General features: G+C 63.7%; 22 protein-coding genes. 4 read left to right on the forward strand and 18 right to left on the reverse strand.

What is annotated here, in order from left to right:
• Positions 1-111: 111 nt before the first annotated feature.
• Positions 112-564, reverse strand: a complete 453-nt coding sequence (gene dtd, locus R3X27_RS03025) for a D-aminoacyl-tRNA deacylase (RefSeq protein ID WP_317707345.1) — start codon at positions 562-564, stop codon at positions 112-114.
• Entirely contained in the window at positions 561-1,493 is a 933-nt protein-coding gene (locus R3X27_RS03030; protein WP_317707346.1) for a carbohydrate kinase, read from the reverse strand. Before R3X27_RS03030 ends, dtd begins: the two co-directional genes overlap by 4 nt.
• Before the next feature lie 155 nt (positions 1,494-1,648).
• Between R3X27_RS03030 and R3X27_RS03035 the strand changes: the two genes are divergently transcribed.
• A complete protein-coding gene (locus R3X27_RS03035) occupies positions 1,649-2,065 on the forward strand; it encodes an Hsp20/alpha crystallin family protein (RefSeq protein WP_317707347.1) in 417 nt (138 codons plus the stop codon).
• A gap of 46 nt (positions 2,066-2,111) precedes the next feature.
• Here the strand turns inward: R3X27_RS03035 and R3X27_RS03040 are convergent, their stop codons facing one another.
• Entirely contained in the window at positions 2,112-3,239 is a 1,128-nt protein-coding gene (locus tag R3X27_RS03040) for a TFIIB-type zinc finger domain-containing protein (RefSeq protein WP_317707348.1), read from the reverse strand.
• 233 nt (positions 3,240-3,472) lie between these two features.
• Between R3X27_RS03040 and R3X27_RS03045 the strand changes: the two genes are divergently transcribed.
• The gene (locus R3X27_RS03045; RefSeq protein WP_317707349.1) at positions 3,473-3,961 is read left to right on the forward strand and encodes a nuclear transport factor 2 family protein; all 489 of its coding nucleotides are present in this window, start codon (positions 3,473-3,475) and stop codon (positions 3,959-3,961) included.
• Between the two features lie 161 nt (positions 3,962-4,122).
• On the opposite strand, the gene R3X27_RS03050 is transcribed toward R3X27_RS03045, so the two are convergent.
• The 13 genes from R3X27_RS03050 to R3X27_RS03110 all read right to left on the reverse strand — a co-directional run bounded on the left by R3X27_RS03050 (position 4,123) and on the right by R3X27_RS03110 (position 16,412).
• The gene (locus R3X27_RS03050; protein ID WP_317707350.1) at positions 4,123-4,989 is read right to left on the reverse strand and encodes a hypothetical protein; all 867 of its coding nucleotides are present in this window, start codon (positions 4,987-4,989) and stop codon (positions 4,123-4,125) included.
• 220 nt (positions 4,990-5,209) lie between these two features.
• Positions 5,210-6,361 (reverse strand): SPFH domain-containing protein, encoded by a 1,152-nt coding sequence (locus R3X27_RS03055; protein ID WP_317707351.1) that lies wholly within the window; start codon positions 6,359-6,361, stop codon positions 5,210-5,212.
• A 141-nt stretch (positions 6,362-6,502) separates the two neighbouring features.
• Entirely contained in the window at positions 6,503-6,673 is a 171-nt protein-coding gene (locus R3X27_RS03060; protein ID WP_317707352.1) for a hypothetical protein, read from the reverse strand.
• Positions 6,674-6,784: 111 nt separating this feature from the next.
• Positions 6,785-7,747, reverse strand: coding sequence for a DUF2927 domain-containing protein (locus R3X27_RS03065; RefSeq protein WP_317707353.1), 963 nt, complete (start codon positions 7,745-7,747; stop codon positions 6,785-6,787).
• Positions 7,748-7,750: 3 nt separating this feature from the next.
• Positions 7,751-8,950, reverse strand: a complete 1,200-nt coding sequence (locus tag R3X27_RS03070; protein WP_317707354.1) for a toxic anion resistance protein — start codon at positions 8,948-8,950, stop codon at positions 7,751-7,753.
• Between the two features lie 27 nt (positions 8,951-8,977).
• A complete protein-coding gene (locus R3X27_RS03075; protein ID WP_317707355.1) occupies positions 8,978-9,877 on the reverse strand; it encodes a 5-bromo-4-chloroindolyl phosphate hydrolysis family protein in 900 nt (299 codons plus the stop codon).
• Positions 9,877-10,086, reverse strand: coding sequence for a hypothetical protein (locus R3X27_RS03080; RefSeq protein WP_317707356.1), 210 nt, complete (start codon positions 10,084-10,086; stop codon positions 9,877-9,879). Before R3X27_RS03080 ends, R3X27_RS03075 begins: the two co-directional genes overlap by 1 nt.
• Before the next feature lie 242 nt (positions 10,087-10,328).
• The gene (locus tag R3X27_RS03085) at positions 10,329-11,612 is read right to left on the reverse strand and encodes an OmpP1/FadL family transporter (RefSeq protein WP_317707357.1); all 1,284 of its coding nucleotides are present in this window, start codon (positions 11,610-11,612) and stop codon (positions 10,329-10,331) included.
• A gap of 186 nt (positions 11,613-11,798) precedes the next feature.
• Positions 11,799-12,668: a DMT family transporter gene (locus R3X27_RS03090; RefSeq protein ID WP_317707358.1), complete on the reverse strand. Its 870-nt coding sequence runs from the start codon at positions 12,666-12,668 to the stop codon at positions 11,799-11,801.
• Positions 12,665-13,630 carry a glycosyltransferase family 8 protein gene (locus R3X27_RS03095; protein WP_317707359.1) on the reverse strand — a complete coding sequence of 322 codons (966 nt, stop codon included), beginning with the start codon at positions 13,628-13,630 and terminating at the stop codon, positions 12,665-12,667. The genes R3X27_RS03090 and R3X27_RS03095 overlap by 4 nt, the downstream gene beginning before the upstream one ends.
• 3 nt (positions 13,631-13,633) lie before the next feature.
• A complete protein-coding gene (locus R3X27_RS03100) occupies positions 13,634-13,909 on the reverse strand; it encodes a putative quinol monooxygenase (protein ID WP_317707360.1) in 276 nt (91 codons plus the stop codon).
• Positions 13,900-15,462 (reverse strand): glutamine-hydrolyzing GMP synthase, encoded by a 1,563-nt coding sequence (guaA, locus tag R3X27_RS03105; protein WP_317707361.1) that lies wholly within the window; start codon positions 15,460-15,462, stop codon positions 13,900-13,902. Before guaA ends, R3X27_RS03100 begins: the two co-directional genes overlap by 10 nt.
• 59 nt (positions 15,463-15,521) lie before the next feature.
• A complete protein-coding gene (locus tag R3X27_RS03110) occupies positions 15,522-16,412 on the reverse strand; it encodes a LysR family transcriptional regulator (protein WP_317707362.1) in 891 nt (296 codons plus the stop codon).
• A 99-nt stretch (positions 16,413-16,511) separates the two neighbouring features.
• On the opposite strand from R3X27_RS03110, the gene R3X27_RS03115 reads away from it, so the two are divergent.
• Positions 16,512-17,486: an NAD(P)-dependent alcohol dehydrogenase gene (locus tag R3X27_RS03115; protein WP_317707363.1), complete on the forward strand. Its 975-nt coding sequence runs from the start codon at positions 16,512-16,514 to the stop codon at positions 17,484-17,486.
• 114 nt (positions 17,487-17,600) lie between these two features.
• The gene (locus R3X27_RS03120; RefSeq protein ID WP_317707364.1) at positions 17,601-19,133 is read left to right on the forward strand and encodes a trimethylamine methyltransferase family protein; all 1,533 of its coding nucleotides are present in this window, start codon (positions 17,601-17,603) and stop codon (positions 19,131-19,133) included.
• A gap of 228 nt (positions 19,134-19,361) precedes the next feature.
• On the opposite strand, the gene R3X27_RS03125 is transcribed toward R3X27_RS03120, so the two are convergent.
• Together R3X27_RS03125 and R3X27_RS03130 are read right to left on the reverse strand one after the other, a co-directional pair.
• Positions 19,362-20,012, reverse strand: coding sequence for a hypothetical protein (locus tag R3X27_RS03125; RefSeq protein WP_317707365.1), 651 nt, complete (start codon positions 20,010-20,012; stop codon positions 19,362-19,364).
• Positions 20,013-20,266: 254 nt separating this feature from the next.
• Positions 20,267-22,480: an NADP-dependent isocitrate dehydrogenase gene (locus R3X27_RS03130; RefSeq protein WP_317707366.1), complete on the reverse strand. Its 2,214-nt coding sequence runs from the start codon at positions 22,478-22,480 to the stop codon at positions 20,267-20,269.
• Between the last annotated feature and the right edge of the window lie 193 nt (positions 22,481-22,673).

Here is a 22,673-nt window from a genome sequence, read left to right on the forward strand (position 1 = left end):
GCTGGCACAACAGGTTGCGAGCGGCTGAGGGACAAAAACGCACGGAAAATGCCTCTTGAGCGGGCATCGGGCGGAATCGACTGCGGGTTTCGCAGGCTCGCTGCCCAAGGATCAGGCAGTTTGAGGAGAAATCTCCAGCCAGATCGTCACCGGACCGTCATTGAGCAGCGCGACTTTCATGTCGGCGCCGAAGCGTCCGGTCTCGACCTTTGGCCCGAGGCTCGCCAGGTGGGCGGCGAAATGCTCGTAGAGGCGGTTGCCGTCCTCGGGCGCGGCGGCCTCGGAGAAACCGGGGCGATTGCCGCGCGAGGTGTCGGCGGCCAGCGTGAACTGGCTGACCACCAGCGCTTCGCCGCCAGTGTCGAGCAGCGAGCGGTTCATCTTGCCCGCTTCATCCTCGAAAATGCGCAGCTTGGAGAGCTTGGCGGCCAGCTTCTCAGCCTCCGCGTCGCTGTCTCCGCGCATCGCGCAGACCAGCGCCAGCACACCCGCGCCGATCTCGCCGATCACCGCGCCATCGACCGTGACCGACGCTTGGGTGACCCGCTGGATCAGTGCTCTCACAGGCCGAGTTCCGCCGCGGTCGGCGGGTTGGCACCCGCGCGGGAAACGGTGACCGAGGCGGCGCGGTTGCCCAGTGTCAGGGCGTCGGTGATCTCGGCGTCGCTCAGCGTGGCCACGGCGGCTTTGGACAGCTTGCCCGCCCGGTCCAGCCCGGCGAGGAAGCCCGCGTTGAACGTGTCGCCCGCGCCGACCGTGTCCACCACCTCGACCATCTCGGTCCCGACGGAAATCTCGCGGCCGTCCATGTAGGCGGTCACGCCGTCCTTGCCCTTGGTCACGCAGACGATCTTCAGCCCACGGGCGAGCAGTTGCCGGGCCAGATCTCCGATCTCGCCCGTGCCCGCGATCCATTCCAGGTCCTCGTCCGAAACTTTTACGATATCGGCCACGCCAAGCATCTTGTCGAGCCGGGCGCGATAGGTCGGCTCGTCCTTGATAAACCCGGGGCGGATATTGGGATCCATCATCACCAGCTTGCCCGCGGCCTCGCGCAGGGCCAACGCTTCATAGGTGGCGCCGCAGGGCTCGACGGGCAGGGAGATGCCGCCGAAGAAGAGCGCGTCAATGCCGTCAAGCGCGGCCGGCGCGGGCAGGTCTTCCTCCGCGAGCAGCCGTCCGGCGGTGTTCTCGTCATAGAAGGCATATTTGGCATGGCCGTCCGTCAGCTCTACAAAGGCCAGCGTGGTCGGCCGGTCGGACCGGTTGCACAGGCTCGCATCGACATTGGAGGCGGTCAGCGACTCCTCGAGCTTGGTACCGAAAAGATCGGTGGAGAGGCCGGTGAAGAACTTGACCGGCCGGTCGAGACGCCCAAGCGCGATGGCGGTGTTGAAAACCGAACCGCCTGCGACCGGGGCGAAGGAGGGTTCGTTTGCCGTGGACAGGCGCGGCAGCATGTCGATCAGGGCTTCGCCGGCACAGAGGATCATTCTGGGTCTCTCCTTCGAATAGAGGGCTTTTCGCTAACTAGGCCGGGATTGACCGAAGGTCCACCGCTCCTCGTGTCGCGGGACCAGATCAAGGCGGTCTAGCGGGGGAGATGATAAAATCGCCCCGTTGCAGATATCAGTCAGAGGAGGCGCAAATGGTCGAAAAATCCCATACCAGCGGTTTCTGGCCAAACCTGTATGAGCCCTTCCGGGGATTGGGAGAGCGGCTCTCCGAATGGGTTGCTCCGGCCGCGGAGGCTTCGGGCGACAGGGCGGCCTATCGGATCAGCGTGGAACTTCCGGGCGTCGCAGAGGAGGATGTCCACCTGTCCGTCGACGAGGGCGTCGTCACGCTGACCGGCGAGAAGAAGACCGAGCGCGAAGAGAAGGGCGAGACCTGGTTCTTCAGCGAGCGGCAATACGGGGCGTTCAGCCGGTCCTTCCGCCTGCCGCCCGACGCGGATGGCGAGAAGGTGGATGCCGTGCTTCACGATGGCGTGCTGACGATCCAGATTGCCCGGCGGTCGCCGGAGGATGAGCCCTCGCGGCGGGTCAGCATCCGGCGCGGCTGACCGCCCGTCGCCATATGGAGCGGGGTAGAAGCTCGGGGCCGGGCGGCTATTGCGCTTGGTTGAGATAGAGCAGGCCGCCCGCAACCACGATCCCCAGCAAGACGGCCAGCGCGATCTTCCAGGCCGACCAGGGCCGCTCGCCCTTCACCTCGCCGGTGCGTGCATTGACCACGAAGCGGTAGGACGTGCCGCGGAACTTGTAAGCAGCCATCCAGATCGGCAGCAGGATATGCTTGAAGGTGATGCCGGAGACGTCAGTATCCACAGAGGAAATCCGTTGATGGTCGCCGCCGATATCGCGGCGGATATCGGTGGCGATCACCGCATCCATCTTCTGCCGCGCGATCGAGAAGCCGGGTTTCAGCTCGACGGAGTAGCCCTCTGCGGCATAGCCCGCGAGATAGCTCGGATCATAGGGCACCAGCTCGCCCAGATCCCACGGCTCCAGCGCATCGGTATAGTCGCGCGGCAAGCTGTCGGAGGCGAGCACCAGCACATCGTCGAAGTCCCGCGCCACGCGGCCCGTCACCCGCCGCCAGCGCGTCTTGCGGACCCGTTCCGTCCGGGTCTTGCCGTCCACCACCCGCGTCCGCGTGGTGTAATAATCGTCGCCGCGCTGGCCCGAATAGCGGCTGCGCGTATCGGCATCATAGGTCCAGTAGGGGACGTAGATCCCGGTCATCCTGCGCCCCTTGCGGGCATATTCCTTCAGCCCGTTTGGTGCGAACCAGAGCCGGCCAAGCCAGTCCGACATCTTCTGATGCGCGCTCTTCTCGTCGAGCCTGAAGGGCAGAAGGGCTTGCGGCTTGAGTTGTCGATGCGCGCCGGTATCGGTGACGATGGGCGAGGCGCAGAAAGGGCATTCCTTGGCCTGCTCGAGCTGGGACATCTCGATATCGGCGCCGCAACTGTCGCAATGCGCCGCCTTGAACTCGACGACTTCCTCCACGGGGAACTGTTGACGCAGCGCGGCCTCGTAATCCAGTTCGCGCAGCGCGCCGTCCCACTGTTCGCGCCCAACCGCCGAGACATGTTCGACATGCCCGCAATGGTCGCACACCAGATCGCCCTTGTCGGCTGAGAACCGCAGATCCGAGCCGCAGGCCGGGCAGGGGAAACGGTGTTTCTCGGCCACGCGGGCCTCTTCTTCTTCGGAAAATCCAGTGTCGGACAATGCGTGTCCTCCTCGACCTGCGTGCCACGGCAAATTGCGCCCTGAGCTATGCCCGAGACTCCGGCATGGTCAAGCCTTTGCGTGCGCGAAACCCGACGCGGCTGTGGATGGCGGGACGAATCCGTGCGCGGACATGACGTGGATCATGGCGGGTGACCTTGCGTCAATGTACTGTCAATTCGCGCCCGTTCGGCGGCGCTGGTTGCGGGCGCGAACCAGAAAGGAAGGAGACCATGTCACATAAAAAGCTGACATATCTTGTGGCGGCGCTGGCTCTTGCGCTGACGCTCACCGTGCCGAACGCCTGCGCGGCAGACAGCACGGACACCTTCGTCGTCGAGGCGGCCTATGAGGCAGTTTCGGCAGGGGATATCGAGGCCGCCGTCGCGTTTCTGACCGAAGACGCGATGTTCACGGTCGTGCCTGCGTCCAGTCGAATGCCGGCGCCGGCGCTTGTCGGCAAGGAGCAGATCGGCGCCTGGTGGAGCGGCACCTACAAGGACAATGGCCGGGTCGAGTTCGCAAATCTCACGCTGGACGGTGACAGGGCCAGTTTCACCTGCCTCTACCACGGCAGCAAACTTGAGAAGTTGGGCGTCTCGCCGGCGGAATTCGACGGGGTCGCGATCCTGCGCGACGGCAAGATCCGGGCGCTGGTCTGGAGCTACACCGCTGAGTATGAGCCGAAACTGCACGCGGCGCTGGCAAAGCTGAAGAAGTGACTCCATCGGACGATCGAAGCCGCATGACGGGGCGGGTGCTCGGTGGTTGTTGCCGGGGTCGCGCATAGCGTGACGAGCGGTCGTCGCACTTTCACCCGTCCGCTGTGCAGACCGTGCTCAACGCGCGCTGAGCTCAGCCGTACTGCCAACGCTCACGCGTTTCAGCCCGGCATTTCATCATATTCAATGATGAAGCCCATGTTGTAGCCCGAGGGCATCCTGCGCTCGCCATAGTGCGAAACGGTGTCCCAGTAATCGCCCCAGGTTGGAACCGGCTCGTTCAACTCGCCGAACCCCATCACGTTCTGGCGGCCCTTGCCATTCGGCTGGGTGTTGTTGCGCGGGTCGCGATCCGTGATGCCATCATCAAGGTTCTGCACCCAGTTCGTGTACTCCCAGGGCTCGCCGGAGAGCCATTGCCAGCCGTCAAGGGAATCCTCGGTTTCGGAGACGCGGACGCCGCCAAGGAACGGGCCGATCTTGATGCGGTAATGGCTGTCCGGCGTGTAATCGTCCGGGAACTCCCAGAAATACGCGTCGTCATCGACGAGCCCGAACACAAAGGCGGTCTCTTCCGGTGAGGTCAGGGAGGCGAGATAGCCGCCTTCGCCCTCGGCCAGGATCGCAGCCTGCACCCAGCTGACATTCATGCTCTCGACAAGAACCACCTCATAGAAGTTTTCGTCGCCATCCGGGCGGTCAAAGCCCTGGACCGGTTCTCGCCTGTAGACGACGTCACCAGGCAGAGCAGTGAAATCCTCGAAGATCGGATAATCGACCGTGAACCGCGCAGGCCCCACCACGACCTCTGTCAGCGTCTCGTCCGTCTGGGTTGGCGGCGGGCCGGAGGGTTTGCCTTCACCGGGTTTCGGGCCACCTTGCGGGAACATACCGGTCTCGGGCGTGTCGCTGAGATCGAAAAAGGTTTCGGCGGGTGTGTAGTCCTGAGCATCGGCTTTCAGGGCGACGGCGGCGGTTACGGAGGCTGCGGTGACGGCGAGGGCAACGAGGATCTCTTGACGGGGCACGATGTGGTCCTTGGGTGGGCTTGCTTGATGCTCTTGATACGGAAGCCCGCCTGCGTTCCGTCGAACATGTGCTCATCCTTTGAAAAATACTTCGGGCACTGTCGATGGTGGCGGAGCCCCCGTGCGCAATGGCAAGACGCCCCGCCAGTTTCCTGACAGGGCGTGGATGTGTCCTTGACGATCAAGCGCGCTTGTCAAAGGCGGCGCGTCACCTGTTTTCTCAGATGCCGGGCGGCGGCGGGGGCGGCAGGATGGTGAAAAGTTGCGCCAGTTCCTGCACATCTTCGGCCTTCTTCCAGCCATCCTGACCCGGGGTCCAGACATGGGTCTCGCGGGTCAGTTCGCCGCTGGACGCCTTGCGCCCCATATCCGCCTTGGAGAAGGGGCCGGAAGTCTGGCCGGCCTTGGCGACATGCCAGACATGCTCCACCGGCGGCGGCGGAGGGGGAGCGGCCGAAGCGGGGGCCGGCTGATAGGGCTGCTGCGCGGGGTGCTGTTGCGGGGCTGCGCCCCACGGGCCAGCCTGGGACATCTGGTTGGCCATGGCCATGCCCATCCCCATGCCAAGCCCGGCGCCCATGCCGCCACCTCCGCCCGGGTTCTGGGCCGCGGCCGTCATCGCCTCGGCGGCGGAATATTGTGTGAACTTGTTCAGGTCTCCCGCCAGCCCCATCGAGGTCCTCTTATCGAGCGCAGCTTCAACAGCGGGCGGCAAGGATATGTTTTCAATGTAAAATTCTGGCATCGTGAGGCCGTATTCCGCGAGCGTCTCCGAGACGGCCTTGGCAATCAGCTTGCCCATCTCGCCGGTATTCGCTGCCATGTCGAGCACTGGTATGCCGGAGGCCGCCATCACGCGGGAGCTTTCCTGCACGATGATATTGCGGATCTGGAAGGTGATCTCGTCGGTGGTGAACTCGCCATCGGTGCCGACGATCTCGATCATGAACCGTGCCGGGTCCGTCACCTTGATCGAATAGGTCCCGAAGGCGCGGATGCGGGTCGGGCCAAACTCGGGGTCGCGCAGCATGACCGGGTTCTTGGTGCCCCATTTGAGGTCCGTGAACCGGTTGGTGTTGACGAAGTAGATCTCGCTCTTGAAGGGCGACTGGAAGCCGTGATCCCAATGCTGCAAGCTCGTCATGATCGGCATGTTGTTGGTCTCGAGCATGTAGAGACCGGGGGTGAAGACATCCGCCATTTGGCCTTCATGGATGAAGACAGCCGATTGACCTTCGCGGACCGTCAGCTTGGCGCCGTATTTGATCTCATGCCCCTCGCGCTCGAAACGAAACACGATCGTGTCGCGGGTATCGTCTGTCCAGTGGATGACGTCGATAAATTGGCCGGAGAGAAAATCCAGAATGCCCATCAGCAGGTCCTCGCAAGAAAACAGGTGCGACGACTATAGGCACAGCGCCGCCGCCGATCCAACAGCCGAGGGCCGATAATACTGTGCGCCACGATCAATTCGTGGCGGCAAGGGCTGCCAGCACCGCGGAGCTGTCGCGCGTCAGCGTTTCTCGCAATTCCAGCCATTCATGCGATTGGCCTTGGATTCGCATTGTCCGAGGGTGGTGAAACACTTGACCGGATCGCTGTTGCTGCGTTTCACAAGGCAGTATTCGGCCGACGAGGCGCCGGTCGCCGTCAGGATCAGCGCGATTGTGAGAAGAGTTTTCATGATGTCCTCCGTTGCTTTCACCGTGTACGCGGCGGGCAAGCATTCGGATCACATTGACCGGAAACCAACGGGACGCGCGGGCAGGGGAAGACCCCGGTCCCAGGCTGTCCGTCAGGTTCCTCCCATCAGTTCATTCGCAATCAGGGTCACGGTGGGCCGGGCCTCGGTTGCGTCCATGCCGGTGCGCAGGCGGCGGTCGTAGAGGATACGCAGCAGCAACTCGTCATGCGTCGTCAGCAGCGCGAATTCCTCGTCGTCGTTGAAGATTGACGGGCGGGCCTTGGGACTGTCATTGGCCAGCCCCATCCCCTGCGCCACTTCCTCATGGATACAGGAAAGCCTCAGCAGGTCCGGGTGCTCGCCCCGGATCACGGCCACGGCGCGGGTATAGGCGGGGTTTTCTCCGCGTGAGAAGGCGAAGACGAGACAGAAGGTTTCGCGCGGCATGTTCTCGACCGTGCGCACGGCCGTTTCATCGATGCCGGGCACGAGCTGGCGCAGCAGCGGGCCGGACTTGCGGCGATCATCCTCGTGCATGACGAGCACATGGAAATTGCCATTGGACTGCGCCATCGCGATCGAATGGCCCGTGGCCTGCCGGAGCCGGCGGGAATAAGACGCGAGCGCGTTGCTGTCGCGGGTTCGCTGCGCGGGGTCGATGGTCTGGCCGAAATGCATCTGCAGCCGGACAGGCATCTCCCAGCGGCGCAGGCGGGAGGCGGTCTGTTGCGCAACCAGCCTACCGCCACGGGAGACATATTCGTCATAGAGCGCGATGCGGACGAAATTATTGGCGAGGTTATGGGCCGCGAACGGCGTGTCGGGCCCGCCGCCATCGGTGCGCAGCAATCCTTGCGTCAGAAGGTCTGCCTGCACGCGCTTGTAGTAACGCGCCAGCTCGTAGGAGGTCTGGGACCGTGTCGTCGGCGATTGGCTTTCCGGCTCGGGCGCGGCCCGTTCGGGGCGCGCGGCCGGCGTGGGGGAGGTGATGGGGGCGGTCGGCTCGCACGCCGCCAATGCCGCCAGCGACATCGCCAGCAGCCCGGCTCGAAGCCTGGTACGACCGCCCATCATCGATCAGTTCGACGGCACGGCAGTGGCGGTGGTGTCGCCCAGCCCGGTTTCGCGCGCCTTGGCCGAGGCCAGCGTGTCGCGCAGCTCGTGTTCCATGGTGATTAGATCCTCTTCGGCCGCCGCGCGCCGCTTCTTGCCTTCATCCGCGATCTGAAGACTTTCGTTGATCGTCGCGATCAGGTCCGCATTGGCCTGTTTGACCGCCTCAATATCGAAGACGCCGCGCTCCATCTCCTCGCGCACCGTCTTGTTGGTCGATCGAAGGTTCTTGGCATTGGCCGTGAGCAACTCGTTGGTCAGGTCATTGGCGCCCCGAACGGCATCCGCGGCCTCGGCCGAGCGCTGAATGGTGATGGCCTGCGCCAGTTGCGTCTCCCAGAGCGGAACGGTGTTGACGAGGGTCGAGTTGATCTTGGTGACGAGGCTCTTGTCATTCTCCTGCACGAGGCGGATCGAGGGCAGGGACTGCATCGTGACCTGACGGGTCAGCTTGAGATCGTGCACCCGGCGTTCGAGGTCGTCGCGGGCGGCGCGCAGGTCGCGCAGCTCCTGCGCCTCCATCACCTGTTCTCCCTCAGGCGCAGCCTGAACCGCCGCTTCCTTGGCCGGGATGGCAGTGGTGTCCAGCTCCGAGATCTTGGCCTCACCGGCGGAAATATAGAGCGCCAGCTCGTCATAGAAGGCCAGCGTCTTGTCATAGAGCAGGTCGAGCGACTTGATGTCCTTCAGCAGCGTGTGCTCATGGCCGAGCAGGTCGTCGGTGACCTTGTCGATCTGGCCCTGCACATCCTCATATTTCGCCATGAAATTGGCGATCGGCTCCGCTTTTCCGAGCAGCCTCTCCCACCAGGAGCGCTTGCGGTTCGGGTCCAGCTCGTCGACCGAGAAACCACGGATGGTGCCGACAATGTCGCGCAGGGAGTTGCCCGCGGGGCCCACATCCTTGTTCTTCACATCGGCCAGCATCGCCTGCGAGATCTGTTGCAGTTCGGCCTGCGCGGCAGAGCCGAAGGAGACGATAGAATTCGTGTCCCCCATGTCAATCTCGTCCATCCGCTTGCGAATGGCGGTGCCAAGCTCCGCATCGGCCTTTTCAAGCGGCACGATATCCGCGGCCGGGGCGGGTTCGGGCAGCAGCACTTCCGTGACTTCCTTGACTTGCGTTTCGACCTCGGTGGCCTTGGCCTGGATTTCCTGCGACATGTCCTGTTCCTTCCTGAAATTCGATGGTCAATTCATTCTGACGCCTTCGCGCTGCAGCCGATCGCGCAGCACCTCGATCTCGACATCCAGATCAGTGCGATCCGAGACCATCAGCGTTTCCGTCTTTGCGGAGAAATTGCGCTCCAGATCGTCGAGCAGCGCAACATAGTTTTCGCGCGCCGCCGGGTCACGGTTGCGGGCGTAGAGATCGGCGAATTTGACGGTCGCCGCGGCGGCGCCCTGCAGGTAGACGACGAGGAACTTGCGCGCCGCGGTCAGGTCGCGCGGGTCCTCCTCGACGGTGCGGCACATCTGTCGGGCCGTCGCCTGGAAGCCCTCGACACGGCGCTCGAGCTTGCGATCCCCGGCGCGCTGAATAGCGCTCCCCATCTTCTCGAGCTGGTCCTCGGCCTCGTCGATGACGCGGGCGACGCGGTCCTGCTGGAACTGGTCCACGCCCTCGACATTCTTGTCCGACAGCGGATCGAGGCCGAAGGCAGCAATGTGGAGGATCGTAGCGATAACGCCATAAATCAGCGGTTGGGCGATGCCGCCCGTCTCGGGCGAGAAAGCGGCGAGGGTAACGCCGAGGCCGGCCAGGGTCGCGGCGATGATCTTGCGCGGAATGGCCGGGCGTCGGGCGACCTTGCGTTCCTCGAAAGCCGCCTCTGCCTTCAGCCCCTCGAACAGGGTGAAAGCACCGAAAAAAAGCGTGCCGGCAGCGGCAAAATCCAGCGCCATTCCGACGGCGTCCTGTCCGAAGGCGGTGAAGAGCAGGGGGACCGGCGCGATATAGAGCAAGTTGCCGCGCGCCTTGCCACGGATGGGCAGACTGGCCGACGCTGGCGGGGGAAGGTTGCCGCTGCGCGTGCCGGGGCGATCATCCGTTCCGTCAGGCGAGTATTTCCCGCCGAATTTTTGTGCCATCAGGCGCCTCCGATGAAACCGCTGGCGGTGCCGAAGATCAGGAACCAGAGCAGGATATAGGCGACGCGCGGCAGGAAACCGCTGCGCATGGGCCCTTCCCGAACCGCTTGTCCCGCCGAGCGGGACACTGCGCGTCCCGCGAGCGTTATACCAATTACCAATGCTGCCATGATCGCCACGGCCAGCGCGACAGAAACAAGGATTCGCATGGGGTTGCCCCTTTCGCCACACCTGACACCGCTTATACGACATGGATCGCAGACCGGCCAGCTTCAAGACAGATAACTCGTCGAGAGCCATCACGGGCCGATGAGACGGGGCGAGGGCGCTCCCGACATGCGCTTCGATCGATCTTCTCTTTCCCGATCCGCCGCACCGAAAAAGGCCCCGCCATACGGCGAGGCCTTTCCTGTCCGGCCCGGTCTGGCCCTGTCCGCGAGCGTGGTCCGGATCAGAAATCGTAACCGATCCGCAGCCCCAGCGAGAGCGCGTTGTTGTCGGCGAAATCGGCGCGCTGTACGTCCGGCGTCCCCGTTTCCGGGTGGGCATCGCCCAGCCAGGTGTAGCGGGCGCCGCCAGAGATCTTGACGTCGCCCATGTCATAGGACGCCCCGACTGCCAGCGCCCACAAGCCGTTGGACGGCGCCAGCGGCGAGACCAGCTTGTCGGTTTCGGCCTCGTAGGAGACGGCCAGCGAGCCGGCCCATTGCTCGGTCAACTGGCGTCCGACACCGAGCTGGTAGGTCGTCGTATCTTCCAGCTCAACCAGGCCAACTCCGGTGACGTCGGTGAAATATTTGGGATCGATGCGGAACACGCTCCAGTCCACCCAGCGGACCGAGCCAAAGAGCAACGTGTCCTCGGCCACGCCGGTCTGGAATTCCACGTTGACCGATTGCGGCGTCTTCACTTCGGTGGTCGAGGTCAGACCGTCCGGCAGGCCGTAGGCGGCGAGGCCGTTTTCGGTCGTCTGCATGTTATGGGTGATCTCGGAGGAATAGGTCAGCGCGACGCGGAGCGCGATCTCCGGAATCTCGTAGGCCGCACCGGCCACCCAGCCCAGGGCTTCGTCCCTGTCAAGCTTGACGTCATAGCCATTGACCGAAGGCACCGTCACGCTCGCGGCCGCAGCCGCCGCGATGGCCTCGGGAATGCCGCTCGCCACAAGGCCTGCCGCCGCGCCAGCCCGTACCTGTCCGATCTGTTCGCTGGTCAGGCCATACGACAGGCCGCTCAGGCCAATCTCGCCCTCGACTGTCTGGTAGCGCAGGCCGCCATGGGCGCTCCAGCGTTCGTTGAACTTGTAGCGCAGCAAGGCCGTCAGGGCGTTGGTGTCGGCCCGGGCGAAGGTGCCGCCAAGCTCCGTCGTTCCCGGATCGCCATTATACTCGATATCGGCGCCGTAAGGTTGGTCGAAGATCAGCGCGCCCGAGACACGGTCGCTGAACTGGTACTTGATCGCCGCGCCGACATTCCAGAAGGAATTGCCGACATCGTTATACTTGGTGCCGCCGCTGATGTTGAACACATCCAGCGGTGCGTCGAATTCTCGACCGACACCTTCGCCCGAGAGATCCGGAGTGGTATGGGCAAAGGACAGTTCGAGATAGTGGCCATTCTCGCCGCCCGCTTCGAACAGGGCGTTGATTGTCTGGCCGGTCCGATCAAGTCCACCGGCAAAGGCCCCCCCGGCCGTTGCCGCGATAACAGATATACTCGTCGCAAGCTTTCTCATGCGATTCTCTTCCCTCGTGAGTGTACAGGTGGCAGCGCGCCCGTAACACGCCGCTTCGTTTATCGTTTTATATTGTTGCCACAATATTAAGGGGGGTCGGCGGGGGTCAAACCTTCCAATTTATTACGTGACGTCGCGAGGATCTTTGCGACTCTGCGGTCACATCTTTCCCTGCGTAAGTCACTGTTAGCGCTTGAACCTTCGCGACGGGCTGAGGTTCAGCCAGTTCGCTGCGAAGATCAGCGCGGCACCGAGAATCACCAAGGCGTCGACCGGCTCGCCGTATAGTAGAAGACCGATCAGGGTGAGTACCGGTAGACGGAGGAAATCCATTGGCATGACCGTGGTGGCGGGGGCCAGCGAGAGCGCGGATGAGAGGCAGAAATGCGCGGAGAGGCCAGAGAGCCCGATCAGTGCCAGCCAGGGCATTGCCGGCGCGGTCGGCAGGGCGATCTGGCCGTCGAGCCCGGCGCAGATCAGGCCCATGATCGCCTGCATCAAGGTCAGCCAGAACATGATGCACGTGATGGAGGCGGTGCGGGTCAGTTTGCGGGTGAAGAGCGCCGAGAAGGCGAAGCCGACGGCAGAGCCGAGCGCGGCGAACATCGGCGGCGAAAGCCCACCGATTTCCGGCCGGACGACGATGACCACGCCGATGAACCCGACCAGCGCGGCAAGGCCGGAGCGCCGAGTCAACGCCTCGCCGACAACGAGCGGCGCCAGCAGCGCCACCCAGATCGGCGAGGTGAATTCCAGCGAGATGACCTGCGCCAGCGGCAGCAGGGCGAGGGCGTAGAACCACAGGTTCTGGCCGATGAAATGGGAGGTGTTGCGCAGCAGGTGCAGGCGCATGTTCTGCGTGTTGACCTGCCGCAGCGCGCCCGTCGCACCGCCGATGACCAGCACGATGCAGAAGCTGACGATGGAGCGATAGAGCAGGATCTCGAACGTGTCATGGGCAAAGGAGACCTCGCGCCCGGCGACGGCCATGGTCGAAAAGGAGCCGATGGCGGCGAGCATCCAGAGGCCAGCGCGAAGCGGGTGGCCTTCCGTCATGACCAGAGCGGCCGCCCAAGCACGGCTTCGGTCGCCGTTTTCTCGGCCTGGAACTCGGCCCAGTAGCGCGCGCGCAACCGGCGTTCCCCGGGCTTGGTCAGAAGGTGCAGCTTGAAGGGCGGGCGCGCGGCCTGCCACGGTTTTTCGAAGCCGGTATAATGCATTACGGCCGGATCTTCACGGCTCAATCGGAAATACGCACGCAGTTCTGGCGAGACATAGCCCTTGTCCGTGCGCGGGTTTCCCCAGCCGGAATTCCAGATCGGATCGAGGATCTCGGTCTCGTCGCGAAAGACCATGTTGAGCCAGTCCTGATCGCGCGAGGTGTATTTCGCCGTGGCCTCTATATCCATCATACGCGGGGCCAACCCCTTGGTCGTAATCGCGTCCAGATCGAGCACCATCACGCCGGAATTCCAGTAACGGCGCATGTCGATCCCGTCGAGCCTCTCGCCACGGGCGAGCGTCTTTTCCCCAGCCTTTCGAGCGGCTTGCGAGCTGCTTTTCTCATGGCGTTCAAGGGCGGCCTGCACACCGGGCGCCAGCGCCGCACCGATGCATCTGCCCTTGAGATCGACATTCCAGAGCGGCGTCAGATCGCGCCGGGCGAGCGCGTCACCATCGAGGTAGAGCACGCGGCCGGAATGGATCGAGGGCAGAAGCAGCCGGGAGCGCGCCGCCAGCGGCAGGCGGCCGCGCGGGAGGGCACGCCAGGGCGTGAGATCGACCTCGCGGACGGTGATCTCCGCCGCCGGAAAGCGCTCCGAGAGCGCTGCGACATCACGGGCGAGCCATTTGCTCTCGAAGGTCGGGTGCAGCGTCAGCCGGGCACGGCCGGGCAGGCGTGCCAGCACCGAATGGATCGAGACCAGCGAACAGGGCAGGAAGCCCTCGTCGAAGAAATAGACGATATGGGGCGTGCCGAGGCCGGCCCGATGCGAAAGCCCGCGATCAGTGGACAAGGGTCAGCCTTCCCGAACGTCGATATTGCGCGTCAGGCCGGCGCTGACGCGCGCCCAGTCGGAGCTGGCCATGCGGTCCTTGTGGGCCTCGAGGGCGTCGGCGTCGGTATAGCGCTCGTTGATGTGGAAACGGCCAACAATGGCGCTGTCCTGATTCACCTCGAACAGCTCGCAACCCGGTTCCTGCCGGCTCAGCCGCGCATGGTCTTCGAAGGCTGTGGCGATCTCATCGGCGCGCTCTTCTGGCGCGTCGAGATAGCCCGTCACGATCATTCCCATTCGATGGTCCCCGGAGGCTTGGAGGTGATGTCATAGGTGACGCGGTTGATCCCCGGCACCTCGTTGATGATCCGCGTTGCCGTCTCGCCGAGGAACTCGTGGGAGAACGGGTAGTAGTCGGCGGTCATGCCGTCGACGCTCGTCACGGCGCGCAGCGCGCAGGCGAAATCATAGGTCCGCCCGTCGCCCATCACGCCGACGGTGCGGACGGGAAGGATCGCCACGAAAGCCTGCCAGATCTCGTCATAGAGCCCGTGTTTGCGGATCTGGTCGATATAGACCGCGTCGGCTTCGCGCAGGATATCGAGTTTCTCACGGGTGATCTCGCCGGGGCAGCGGATGGCCAGACCCGGGCCGGGGAAAGGGTGGCGGCCAATGAAGCTCTGCGGCAGGCCCAGCTCGCGCCCCAGGGCGCGGACCTCGTCCTTGAACAGCTCGCGCAGCGGCTCGACCAGTTTCAGCCCCATCTTCTCGGGCAGCCCGCCGACATTGTGGTGCGACTTGATCGTGACCGAGGGGCCGCCGGAGAAGCTCACCGACTCGATCACGTCCGGGTAAAGCGTTCCCTGCGCGAGGAATTCCGCGTCCTCAATCGTGTCGGCATGTTTCTGGAACACGTCGATGAAGAGCTTGCCGATGATCTTGCGCTTGGTCTCGGGATCGGATTGACCGTCCAATTCGCCGAGGAACAGTTCCTTCTCATCCGCGTGGATGAGCTGGATATTGTAATTGTCGCGGAACATCGCGACGACCTCTTCGGACTCGTTCTTGCGCAGCAACCCGTGATCGACAAAGACGCAGGTGAGCTGGTCGCCGATAGCCTCGTGCAGCAGGATCGCGGTGACCGAGCTGTCCACACCGCCGGAGAGGCCACAGATGACCTTCTTGTCGCCGACCTCTTCGCGAATGCGCGCGATGGCTTCCTCGCGATAGGCGCCCATGGTCCAGTCGCCCTCGAACCCGGCCATGCGGACGAAGTTTTCATAGAGCTTTGCGCCGTTCGGCGTGTGGTGCACTTCCGGGTGGAACTGCACGGCATAGAAGTGGCGCGAGGCGTCGGCGGTAATGGCAAAGGGCGCGTTGGGCGAGGAGCCGTAGACCTCGAAGCCCGGCGCGATTTCGCTGACATGGTCGCCATGCGACATCCAGACCTGCTCGCGACCGTCGCTGAACCAGCCGTCGAGAATGTCGAGCTTGGCTGCGGGCGGCGTGACATAGGCGCGTCCGAACTCGGCGGTGCCGTGGCCGCTTTCGACCTTGCCGCCAAGCTGGTGCATCATCACCTGCTGGCCGTAGCAGATCCCGAGGATCGGCAGGCCCATCTCGAAGAGCGATTGCGGTGCGCGGGGGCTGCCCTCGCGGGTGACGCTGTCGGGGCCGCCCGAGAGGATCACCGCTTTCGGGGACATCTCGCGCAGGAAGGCGTCATCCACCTTCTGATAGGGGTGGATTTCGCAATAGACATTCAACTCGCGCAGGCGACGGGCGATGAGCTGGGTCACCTGGCTGCCGAAGTCGATAATCAGGAGGCGGTCATGGGTCTGGCTGGTCATGAGGACTGAGTAGATTTCTCAGCGGGCAGACGCAAGGGGCAGGGGGCGGGGCTGGCGTTTCAACCGTGCGACAGGGCGTCGACGAGAATGTCGAACACCGCCCGAATGCGGCGCGCGGTGGCCAGGTCGCGATGTGCGACCAGCCAGATCGGGAAGGTGATCGGTGCAAGCTCCGGCAGCACACGCCGCACCACCGGGTCCGTATCGCCAAGGCTGGTCGGCACGACGCCAATGGCCAGCCCCTGTTTGACCAATTGCCACTGCACGACGTGATCGGCGGTGATCAGCGGAAAATTCTCCGCCTCCAGTGCGATTCCGAACGCGCGAAGCTGGTCGCGATAGGTCGGCCCGTGATCGAAGCCGACGAATTGCGCCACGCGCAGGCTCTCCTGCGTGATCGGTTGAGGCAGGGTGGCGATGTAATCCGACGTGGCGTAGAGCCGCGCGGTGTCATCGCGGATCTTGCGGGCGATCAGCGCCGGATCCTCGGGGCGTGTGTTTCGGATGGCGATATCGGCCTCACGGCGGCGCAGATCGGCGATGTCATTGCTGGCGCGGATCTCGATCCGGATGCCGGGATGTTCGCGCCGGACGCGGGCGATGATCGGCGGCAGCAGGTAGGCGGCATAAATGTCCGAGGCGGTGATGCAGATATCGCCCTCGATCCGCTGCGACTGCCCGGTCGCGGCGATGGAGACCCGGCTGGCCGCCTCACCCATGGCGCGGACATGGGCCAGCAGCTCCAACCCCGCCGGGGTCAGCGCCAGCCCGCGCCCGCTGCGTTCGAACAGCGCCAGCCCCAGCTCCTCCTCCAACGCTGTGACCTGTCGGCCAAGTGTTGGCTGGGACATCTCCAACGCCCGGGCCGCTGCCGAAAGCGAGCCTTCCTCGGCGGTCACAAGGAAGGCCCGGGCGCGGTTCCAGTCGAATTTCACTGATCGCCAATCCATGCGTTTCTGCATAGCAGTTCGCAGGAATTGGTCAATTCACTCGCGAGATCCGCATGGGTAGCGTTGCGTCAACAGGATCGCAGGACGAAGGAACACGTGATGAAAGCGGCACTCTACAGAGAATATGGCGGACCGGAGGTGGTTACCGTGCAGGAGATTGCGCGACCGGAGCCGCAACCGGGCGAGGTGCGGGTTCGGGTCGAGGCGGCGGCGGTGACAAGCGCCGACTGGCGGCTGCGGGAGGCGGCGTTCCCGTCCTTCACCGTGCTGCCGGGGCGGTTGATGTTCGGCCTCTTCCGACCACGCAAGCCGGTGCTTGGCGGGGCTTTTGCGGGCCGGATCGACGCCCTTGGCGAGGGTGTTTCGAGCTTTCAACAGGGACAGCCGGTCTTCGGCTTTGCCGAGGGTGGGGCCGGGGCACATGCGGAGTACCTGATCGTGAAGGCGGCGGGCGCTATCGCGGCCCGACCGGAGCGGCTCTCGGCGCAGGAGGCCGCGAGCCTGCCTTTTGGCGGCCTGGCCGCGTTGGTCTTCCTGCGGGACTTCGCGAAGCTGAAGCCCGGTGAGCGGGTGCTGGTGCTCGGTGCCTCCGGCGGGGTCGGCGTTCACGCGGTGCAGATCGCCCGAGCGCTCGGGGCCGATGTGGACGCGGTTTGCGGTGCGCGCAATGCCGAATTGGTGCGGGAGTTGGGGGCTGAGCGGGTCTTCGATCACCGGCAGGAGGATTTCGCGGCATCGGGCACGACATGGGACGTGATCTTCGATTGCGTCGGCGCGTCGAGCTTCGGCGCGGCGCGCGGAGCATTGCGGGAGACGGGGCGCTATGTGCCGCTGGATCTCGATTGCGCCACCCTCTTCGCAGCGCTCACCAACCGGTTCCGGAAGGGCCCGAAGGTTGTGATCGGCGTCAGCCCCGACCGTCGGGAGGATCTCGAAACGCTCAGTGCCATGGTGACGGCTGGCACGCTGCGCCCCGTGCTCGATCGGATCTACCCGCTCGACGAGGCCCGCGCCGCCCATGAGGATGTGAGCGCGCGTCGGCGCTCTGGCGTCGTGGTGCTGGCCATGCCCTAGGGTGCCCGGGCGGCAGGATGTCGCTTTCTCCCCGCAGGTGCCGCAAATCGCGTCCGGCCGGGGGGCTGCTCCGCGCTACACCTTTTGCAAGGACGAACTGGCGAGGAATGCGACATGGCTGAAGTGAAGACACGGCGGCGCGGCGGTGGCGGGGCTGCACGGCGGGCTGAACGCACGGCGGTGAAGATCGAATGCGCCAAGTATATCGAACGCAACATTCCGAATCTCGATATTCTCGACGAGGCGGCCTTGCAGATCATCGAGGCCAATGCCGAGACGGTTCTGGAAGAGATCGGCGTGGCTTTCGTAGAGAACCCGGCGGCGCTCGAGCGCTGGAAGGCCGCAGGCGCGGATGTGAGCGGCGAGCGGGTGCGGATTCCGCGCGGGCTGGCGCGCAAGCTCTGCGCCACGGCGCCGGGCAGCTTCGTGCAACACGCGCGCAACCCAGATCGCTCTGTGGAGATCGGCGGACGCAATCTCGTGCTGGCGCCGGTCTATGGCCCGCCCTTCGTGCGCGACATTGCAGGAGGGCGGCGCTACGCGACGATCGAGGATTTCCGCAATTTCGTGAAGCTGGGCTACATGTCCAAATGGCTGCATCATTCCGGCGGAACGGTCTGCGAGCCGACGGATATCGCCGTGAACAAGCGGCACCTGGACATGCTGCACGCCCATATGACGCTGTCGGACAAGCCCTTCATGGGCTCGGTTACGGAGCCGAGCCGGGCGCGGGATTCGGTCGATATGTGCGAGATCCTCTTCGGCGGGCTCGACGGGCGCACGGTCATGACCTCGCTGATCAACATCAATTCGCCGCTGACCTTCGACGCAACGATGATGGGGGCGCTGGAAGTCTATGCCGCGGCCAACCAGGCCTGCATCATCTCGCCCTTCATCGTCGGCGGTGCGATGGCGCCGGTCTCGGTGGCCGGGACGCTGACCCAGGTGCTGGCCGAGGTGCTGGCCGGCGTCGCCTATTCGCAGCTCGTCAAGCCGGGGGCGCCGGTGATCATGGGCGCTTTCGTTACCTCGATCGACATGAATTCCGGCGCGCCGACCTTCGGAACCCCCGAGGCCGCACAGATCACCTATGGCGCGGGGCAACTCGCGCGGCGGCTCGGGCTGCCCTATCGCTCGGCCGGCTCCTTCAACGGCTCCAAGCTGCCAGACGCGCAGGCGGCCTACGAGACCTCGAACTCGCTCAATACGGGCCTGCTGTCGGGGGTGAATTTCATGCTCCATGCCTGCGGCTGGCTGGAAGGCGGGTTGGTGGCGTCCTTCGAGAAATTTGTCCTCGATGCGGACCAACTCGGGGTGCTGCACCGGATGGCCGAAGGGGTGAAGGTGGATGAGGAGGCGCAGGCGATGGATGCGCTGCGCGAGGTCGGGCCCGGCGGGCATTATCTCGGCTGCGAGCACACGCAGCGCCATTTCAAGGACGCGTTCTGGCGCTCGGATGTCCTGGACTACAAGCCTTACGAGACTTGGGAAGAGGAGGGCGCGCGCGACAGCGCGACCCTGGCGCAGGCACGGGTGGAGAAACTGCTGGCCGAGTATCGCGCGCCGGAGATGGATCCGGCTGTGCGCGAGGCGCTGGATGCATTCGTGGCCGAGCGCAAGGCGGCGGAGGCGGATTCCTTCATGTAGAGGACCGGGGCGATCCCGCGACGAGGCGGTTATTGGCAATAGAAGATCCGATGACCGTTTTCCGACATCGAATGAATACCAGCACCACATGGCGTGGCCCAAGACAATTCAACCTTTTCGCAACTTCCGTTGCGGAGGTGTTTTGAAAACGAGAGCTAACACCTGACAGACTGAACCACACAAGGGCACGATTCCCTGGAGCGTCTCAAACCGGATCGGATCGGGATCCTAGCCGCTCAGATAGTCATCGAGTCGCCGCGGGATTTCGTCAAAGCCGAGCGAAACGATCCGCCCGTAGATTTCGCGGCAGTATCTGAAATGCCGGCTGGTGTCTTCCTGCGTTTTGGGCTCAGTCTGTTCAAAATAATCGATGAACCTCTCAATCTCTTTGGCCAGCTTGTTCAACCCCAGCTCCGACAGAGCCCACAATGCCTGCCGCGCCTCGTTTGCACCCATATTGTCGATCCCGCCATCCAGCCCATCACCTTCAATGTACAGATAAAGAGCATAGGCATTGTACGTAACGCTTTCGCGTTTTGTCATGGTCTTGGGGTTTCGGCTTTTCTCATATGCCTTGTAGTACAGCTGCTCGTGGAGTGTTTGACCTGAAACATCCTCCTTGGGATCAGGCTTGGAAGTTGTGTTTTGCGATGCCTCCAAACGCTCTGCGCCAGTGCGTTCCCTGAGGAGGTAGGAAAGAAATCCGCCTGCCAAGAAAACCGCTAATGCCCAACGCCCCCATTGCCACATCCACTGGCTTCTTTCGCTTGCCAGACCGGAAATGAGCACCTCTTTGAGGAATTTTACAGACCAGACGAGCGACAGAAGACCAAAGGCAAGAGTGATCGTTCGAATTATGTTGAAGAGACTTTTTCGCATTTTCGGGAAGCAGAGTTACTGGACTCGCATTCTTAATGGACAGAGCCTGACAAGAACGGAAGAAAAAACGCCAATCCCAGGTTCGAGCTTGATCCATATTGCGCGAAGGTCACTCGCGCAAGGCGCAGAAAATGGGAGGATGGGCTCATTGCGGTTATCCGCAGGAGCTCCGGGCCGTCTGGACTATCCCGTATGGAAACGAAATGCCCGCCCCGTTACCGGGACGGGCACCATTTCTTTCATCGGGTCTTTCTTCAGCCGATGATCGCGTTCAGCGTTGCCGAGGGGCGCATCACCGTGGCGGTCTTGGCCGGGTCAGTGTTGTAGTAGCCTCCGAGATCGGCGGCCGGCCCTTGTGCGGCTGCAAGTTCACCGAGGATCGCGTCTTCGCCATCGGCCAGGGCCGTGGCGATGGGCGCAAAATAGGCTGCCAGATCGGCATCGTCGGATTGTGCGGCCAGCGCTTCGGCCCAGTAGCGGGCGAACCAGTAATGGCTGTCGCGGTTGTCGGGTTGGCCAACCTTGCGCGACGGCGACCGGTTGTCATCCAGAATGCCCTGGGTTGCGGCCTCGGCAGCGGCGCCGAGCACACCGGCCTTGGCGTTGCCCTTGCTATCGGCGAGGAAGTTGAAGCTCTCGCCAAGCGCACAGAACTCACCCATGGAATCCCAGCGGAGGTGACCTTCGGCCACGAGTTGCTGGACATGCTTGGGCGCGGAGCCACCGGCGCCGGTCTCGAACAGGCCGCCGCCATTCATCAGCTTGACGATCGAGAGCATCTTGGCCGAGGTGCCAAGCTCCAGGATCGGGAAGAGATCCGTCAGGTAATCCCGCAGGACGTTGCCGGTGATGGCGATGCTGTCCTTTCCGGCGGTGATCGTCTCCAGCGACTGGCGGGTCGCTTCACGCGGCGCCATGATCAGGAATTTTTCTGCAACACCAGCGGCTTCCAGTGCGGGTTTCACATATTCGATCAACTGCGCGTCATGGGCGCGATTGGCATCGAGCCAGAAGATCGCTTCCGAACCCGTCAGACGCTGGCGGTCCAGGGCGAGCTGGATCCAGTTCTCGATCGGCGCTTTCTTCACGGTGCAGGCGCGCCAGATATCGCCGGCCTCGACATCGTGGCTCAGAAGCACATCGCCATTGGCCGCGACAACGCGGATCGTGCCATCGGCCGGGGCCTCGAACGTGGTAGGGTGGGAGCCGTATTCTTCCGCCTTCTGCGCCATCAGGCCGACATTGGCGACAGCGCCCGCCGTGGTCGGGTCCAGCGCGCCATTGGCTTTGAAGAAGTTGATCGCCTCGTCATAGATCGACGCGTAGCAGCGGTCGGGGATAACGCAATTGGCGTCGCCCTTGGCGCCGGTCTGGTCCCAGCCCTTGCCGCCGGCGCGGATCACGGCCGGCATGGAGGCGTCGATGATGACATCGGAGGGGACGTGCAGGCCGGTGATGCCCTTGTCGCTATCGACCATGTAGATCGAGGGGCGCTCGGCAGTCACAGCCTCGATGGCCGCCATGATCTCCGCGTTGTCCTTGACCCGCTCCAGCAGGTCGCCCATGCCGGAATTGGCATTGACGCCAAGGGCTTCCAGCTCGGAGCCGAATTTCTCGAAGACCGGCGCGAGCCAGGCCTTGACGCCGTAGCCGAAGATGATCGGGTCCGAGACCTTCATCATCGTTGCCTTCAGGTGCAGCGAGAACATCGTGCCGTCGGCCTTGGTGTCCGCGATCGCGTCGGCGAGGAATGCGGAGAGAGCCTTGACCGACATGAAGGTCGCGTCACAGATCGTGCCTTCCTCAAGCGGCCAGGCATCCTTCATGCCGCCGACAGAGCCATCCGCGGCGACGAACTCGATCTTGGCGGGGCCGGCCTGAGCGGCCGTGACGGTGACGGATTTCTCGTTGGCGTAGAAATCGTTGCCGGACATGGACGAGACCTTGGTCTTGCTGTCGGCGGACCATGTTCCCATCGAATGCGGGTTGGCTTGTGCGTAGTTCTTCACCGCCTTGGCCGCGCGGCGGTCCGAGTTGCCCTCGCGCAGCACCGGGTTCACGGCCGAGCCCTTGATCGCGTCATACTTGGCGCGGACGGCCTTTTCCTCGTCGGTGGACGGCTCTTCGGGGTAGTCCGGCACCGCGAACCCCTGGCCTTGCAGCTCGGCGATGGCCGCGGTGAGCTGCGGCACGGAGGCCGAGATGTTCGGCAGCTTGATGACATTGGCCTCAGGCGTTTTTACCAGCCCGCCCAGTTCCGCGAGATCGTCCGAGATACGCTGATCTTCCGAGAGATATTCGGGGAAGGTCGACAGGATACGGCCCGCGACCGAAATATCCTTGGTACCGACATTGATTCCGGCGGCAGAGGCGAATTTGCGGATGATCGGCAGGAGCGAGGCCGAGGCCAGTTCGGGCGCTTCGTCTACCTTTGTATACAGAATGTCGGGCGTCTGGGTGTCAGTCATTTGTCTTTCCCTCACAAGCAATTGCGTGATGTTCCTCAATCCGGATGGCGCGGCGCGGCATTCCCCCAATGCCGGATCACCTGACCAAACTGCCGGTTCGGGCGGCACAGTAGCGACTCTTTTGGAAACTGCAAATGCGACCTTGGGTTTGCAGCTGCGGCATTTCCGATCTGCGCCCGGCGAAGGGCTGGGC

It is taken from the genome of Tropicimonas sp. TH_r6 (assembly GCF_033101155.1).
Classification (GTDB): domain Bacteria; phylum Pseudomonadota; class Alphaproteobacteria; order Rhodobacterales; family Rhodobacteraceae; genus Tropicimonas.

What these genes read in the sequence shown, in the direction of transcription:
- R3X27_RS03130 (WP_317707366.1), bottom strand. Translation starts at nt 22,480, where the DNA reads ATGACTGACACCCAGACGCCCGACATTCTGTATACAAAGGTAGACGAA.
- R3X27_RS03125 (WP_317707365.1), bottom strand. Translation starts at nt 20,012, where the DNA reads ATGCGAAAAAGTCTCTTCAACATAATTCGAACGATCACTCTTGCCTTT.
- R3X27_RS03085 (WP_317707357.1), bottom strand. Translation starts at nt 11,612, where the DNA reads ATGAGAAAGCTTGCGACGAGTATATCTGTTATCGCGGCAACGGCCGGG.
- R3X27_RS03075 (WP_317707355.1), bottom strand. Translation starts at nt 9,877, where the DNA reads ATGGCACAAAAATTCGGCGGGAAATACTCGCCTGACGGAACGGATGAT.
- R3X27_RS03055 (WP_317707351.1), bottom strand. Translation starts at nt 6,361, where the DNA reads ATGGGCATTCTGGATTTTCTCTCCGGCCAATTTATCGACGTCATCCAC.
- R3X27_RS03065 (WP_317707353.1), bottom strand. Translation starts at nt 7,747, where the DNA reads ATGATGGGCGGTCGTACCAGGCTTCGAGCCGGGCTGCTGGCGATGTCG.
- R3X27_RS03035 (WP_317707347.1), top strand. Translation starts at nt 1,649, where the DNA reads ATGGTCGAAAAATCCCATACCAGCGGTTTCTGGCCAAACCTGTATGAG.
- R3X27_RS03070 (WP_317707354.1), bottom strand. Translation starts at nt 8,950, where the DNA reads ATGTCGCAGGAAATCCAGGCCAAGGCCACCGAGGTCGAAACGCAAGTC.
- R3X27_RS03045 (WP_317707349.1), top strand. Translation starts at nt 3,473, where the DNA reads ATGTCACATAAAAAGCTGACATATCTTGTGGCGGCGCTGGCTCTTGCG.
- guaA (WP_317707361.1), bottom strand. Translation starts at nt 15,462, where the DNA reads ATGACCAGCCAGACCCATGACCGCCTCCTGATTATCGACTTCGGCAGC.
- R3X27_RS03090 (WP_317707358.1), bottom strand. Translation starts at nt 12,668, where the DNA reads ATGACGGAAGGCCACCCGCTTCGCGCTGGCCTCTGGATGCTCGCCGCC.
- R3X27_RS03110 (WP_317707362.1), bottom strand. Translation starts at nt 16,412, where the DNA reads ATGGATTGGCGATCAGTGAAATTCGACTGGAACCGCGCCCGGGCCTTC.
- R3X27_RS03100 (WP_317707360.1), bottom strand. Translation starts at nt 13,909, where the DNA reads ATGGGAATGATCGTGACGGGCTATCTCGACGCGCCAGAAGAGCGCGCC.
- R3X27_RS03120 (WP_317707364.1), top strand. Translation starts at nt 17,601, where the DNA reads ATGGCTGAAGTGAAGACACGGCGGCGCGGCGGTGGCGGGGCTGCACGG.
- R3X27_RS03115 (WP_317707363.1), top strand. Translation starts at nt 16,512, where the DNA reads ATGAAAGCGGCACTCTACAGAGAATATGGCGGACCGGAGGTGGTTACC.
- R3X27_RS03060 (WP_317707352.1), bottom strand. Translation starts at nt 6,673, where the DNA reads ATGAAAACTCTTCTCACAATCGCGCTGATCCTGACGGCGACCGGCGCC.
- R3X27_RS03080 (WP_317707356.1), bottom strand. Translation starts at nt 10,086, where the DNA reads ATGCGAATCCTTGTTTCTGTCGCGCTGGCCGTGGCGATCATGGCAGCA.
- R3X27_RS03030 (WP_317707346.1), bottom strand. Translation starts at nt 1,493, where the DNA reads ATGATCCTCTGTGCCGGCGAAGCCCTGATCGACATGCTGCCGCGCCTG.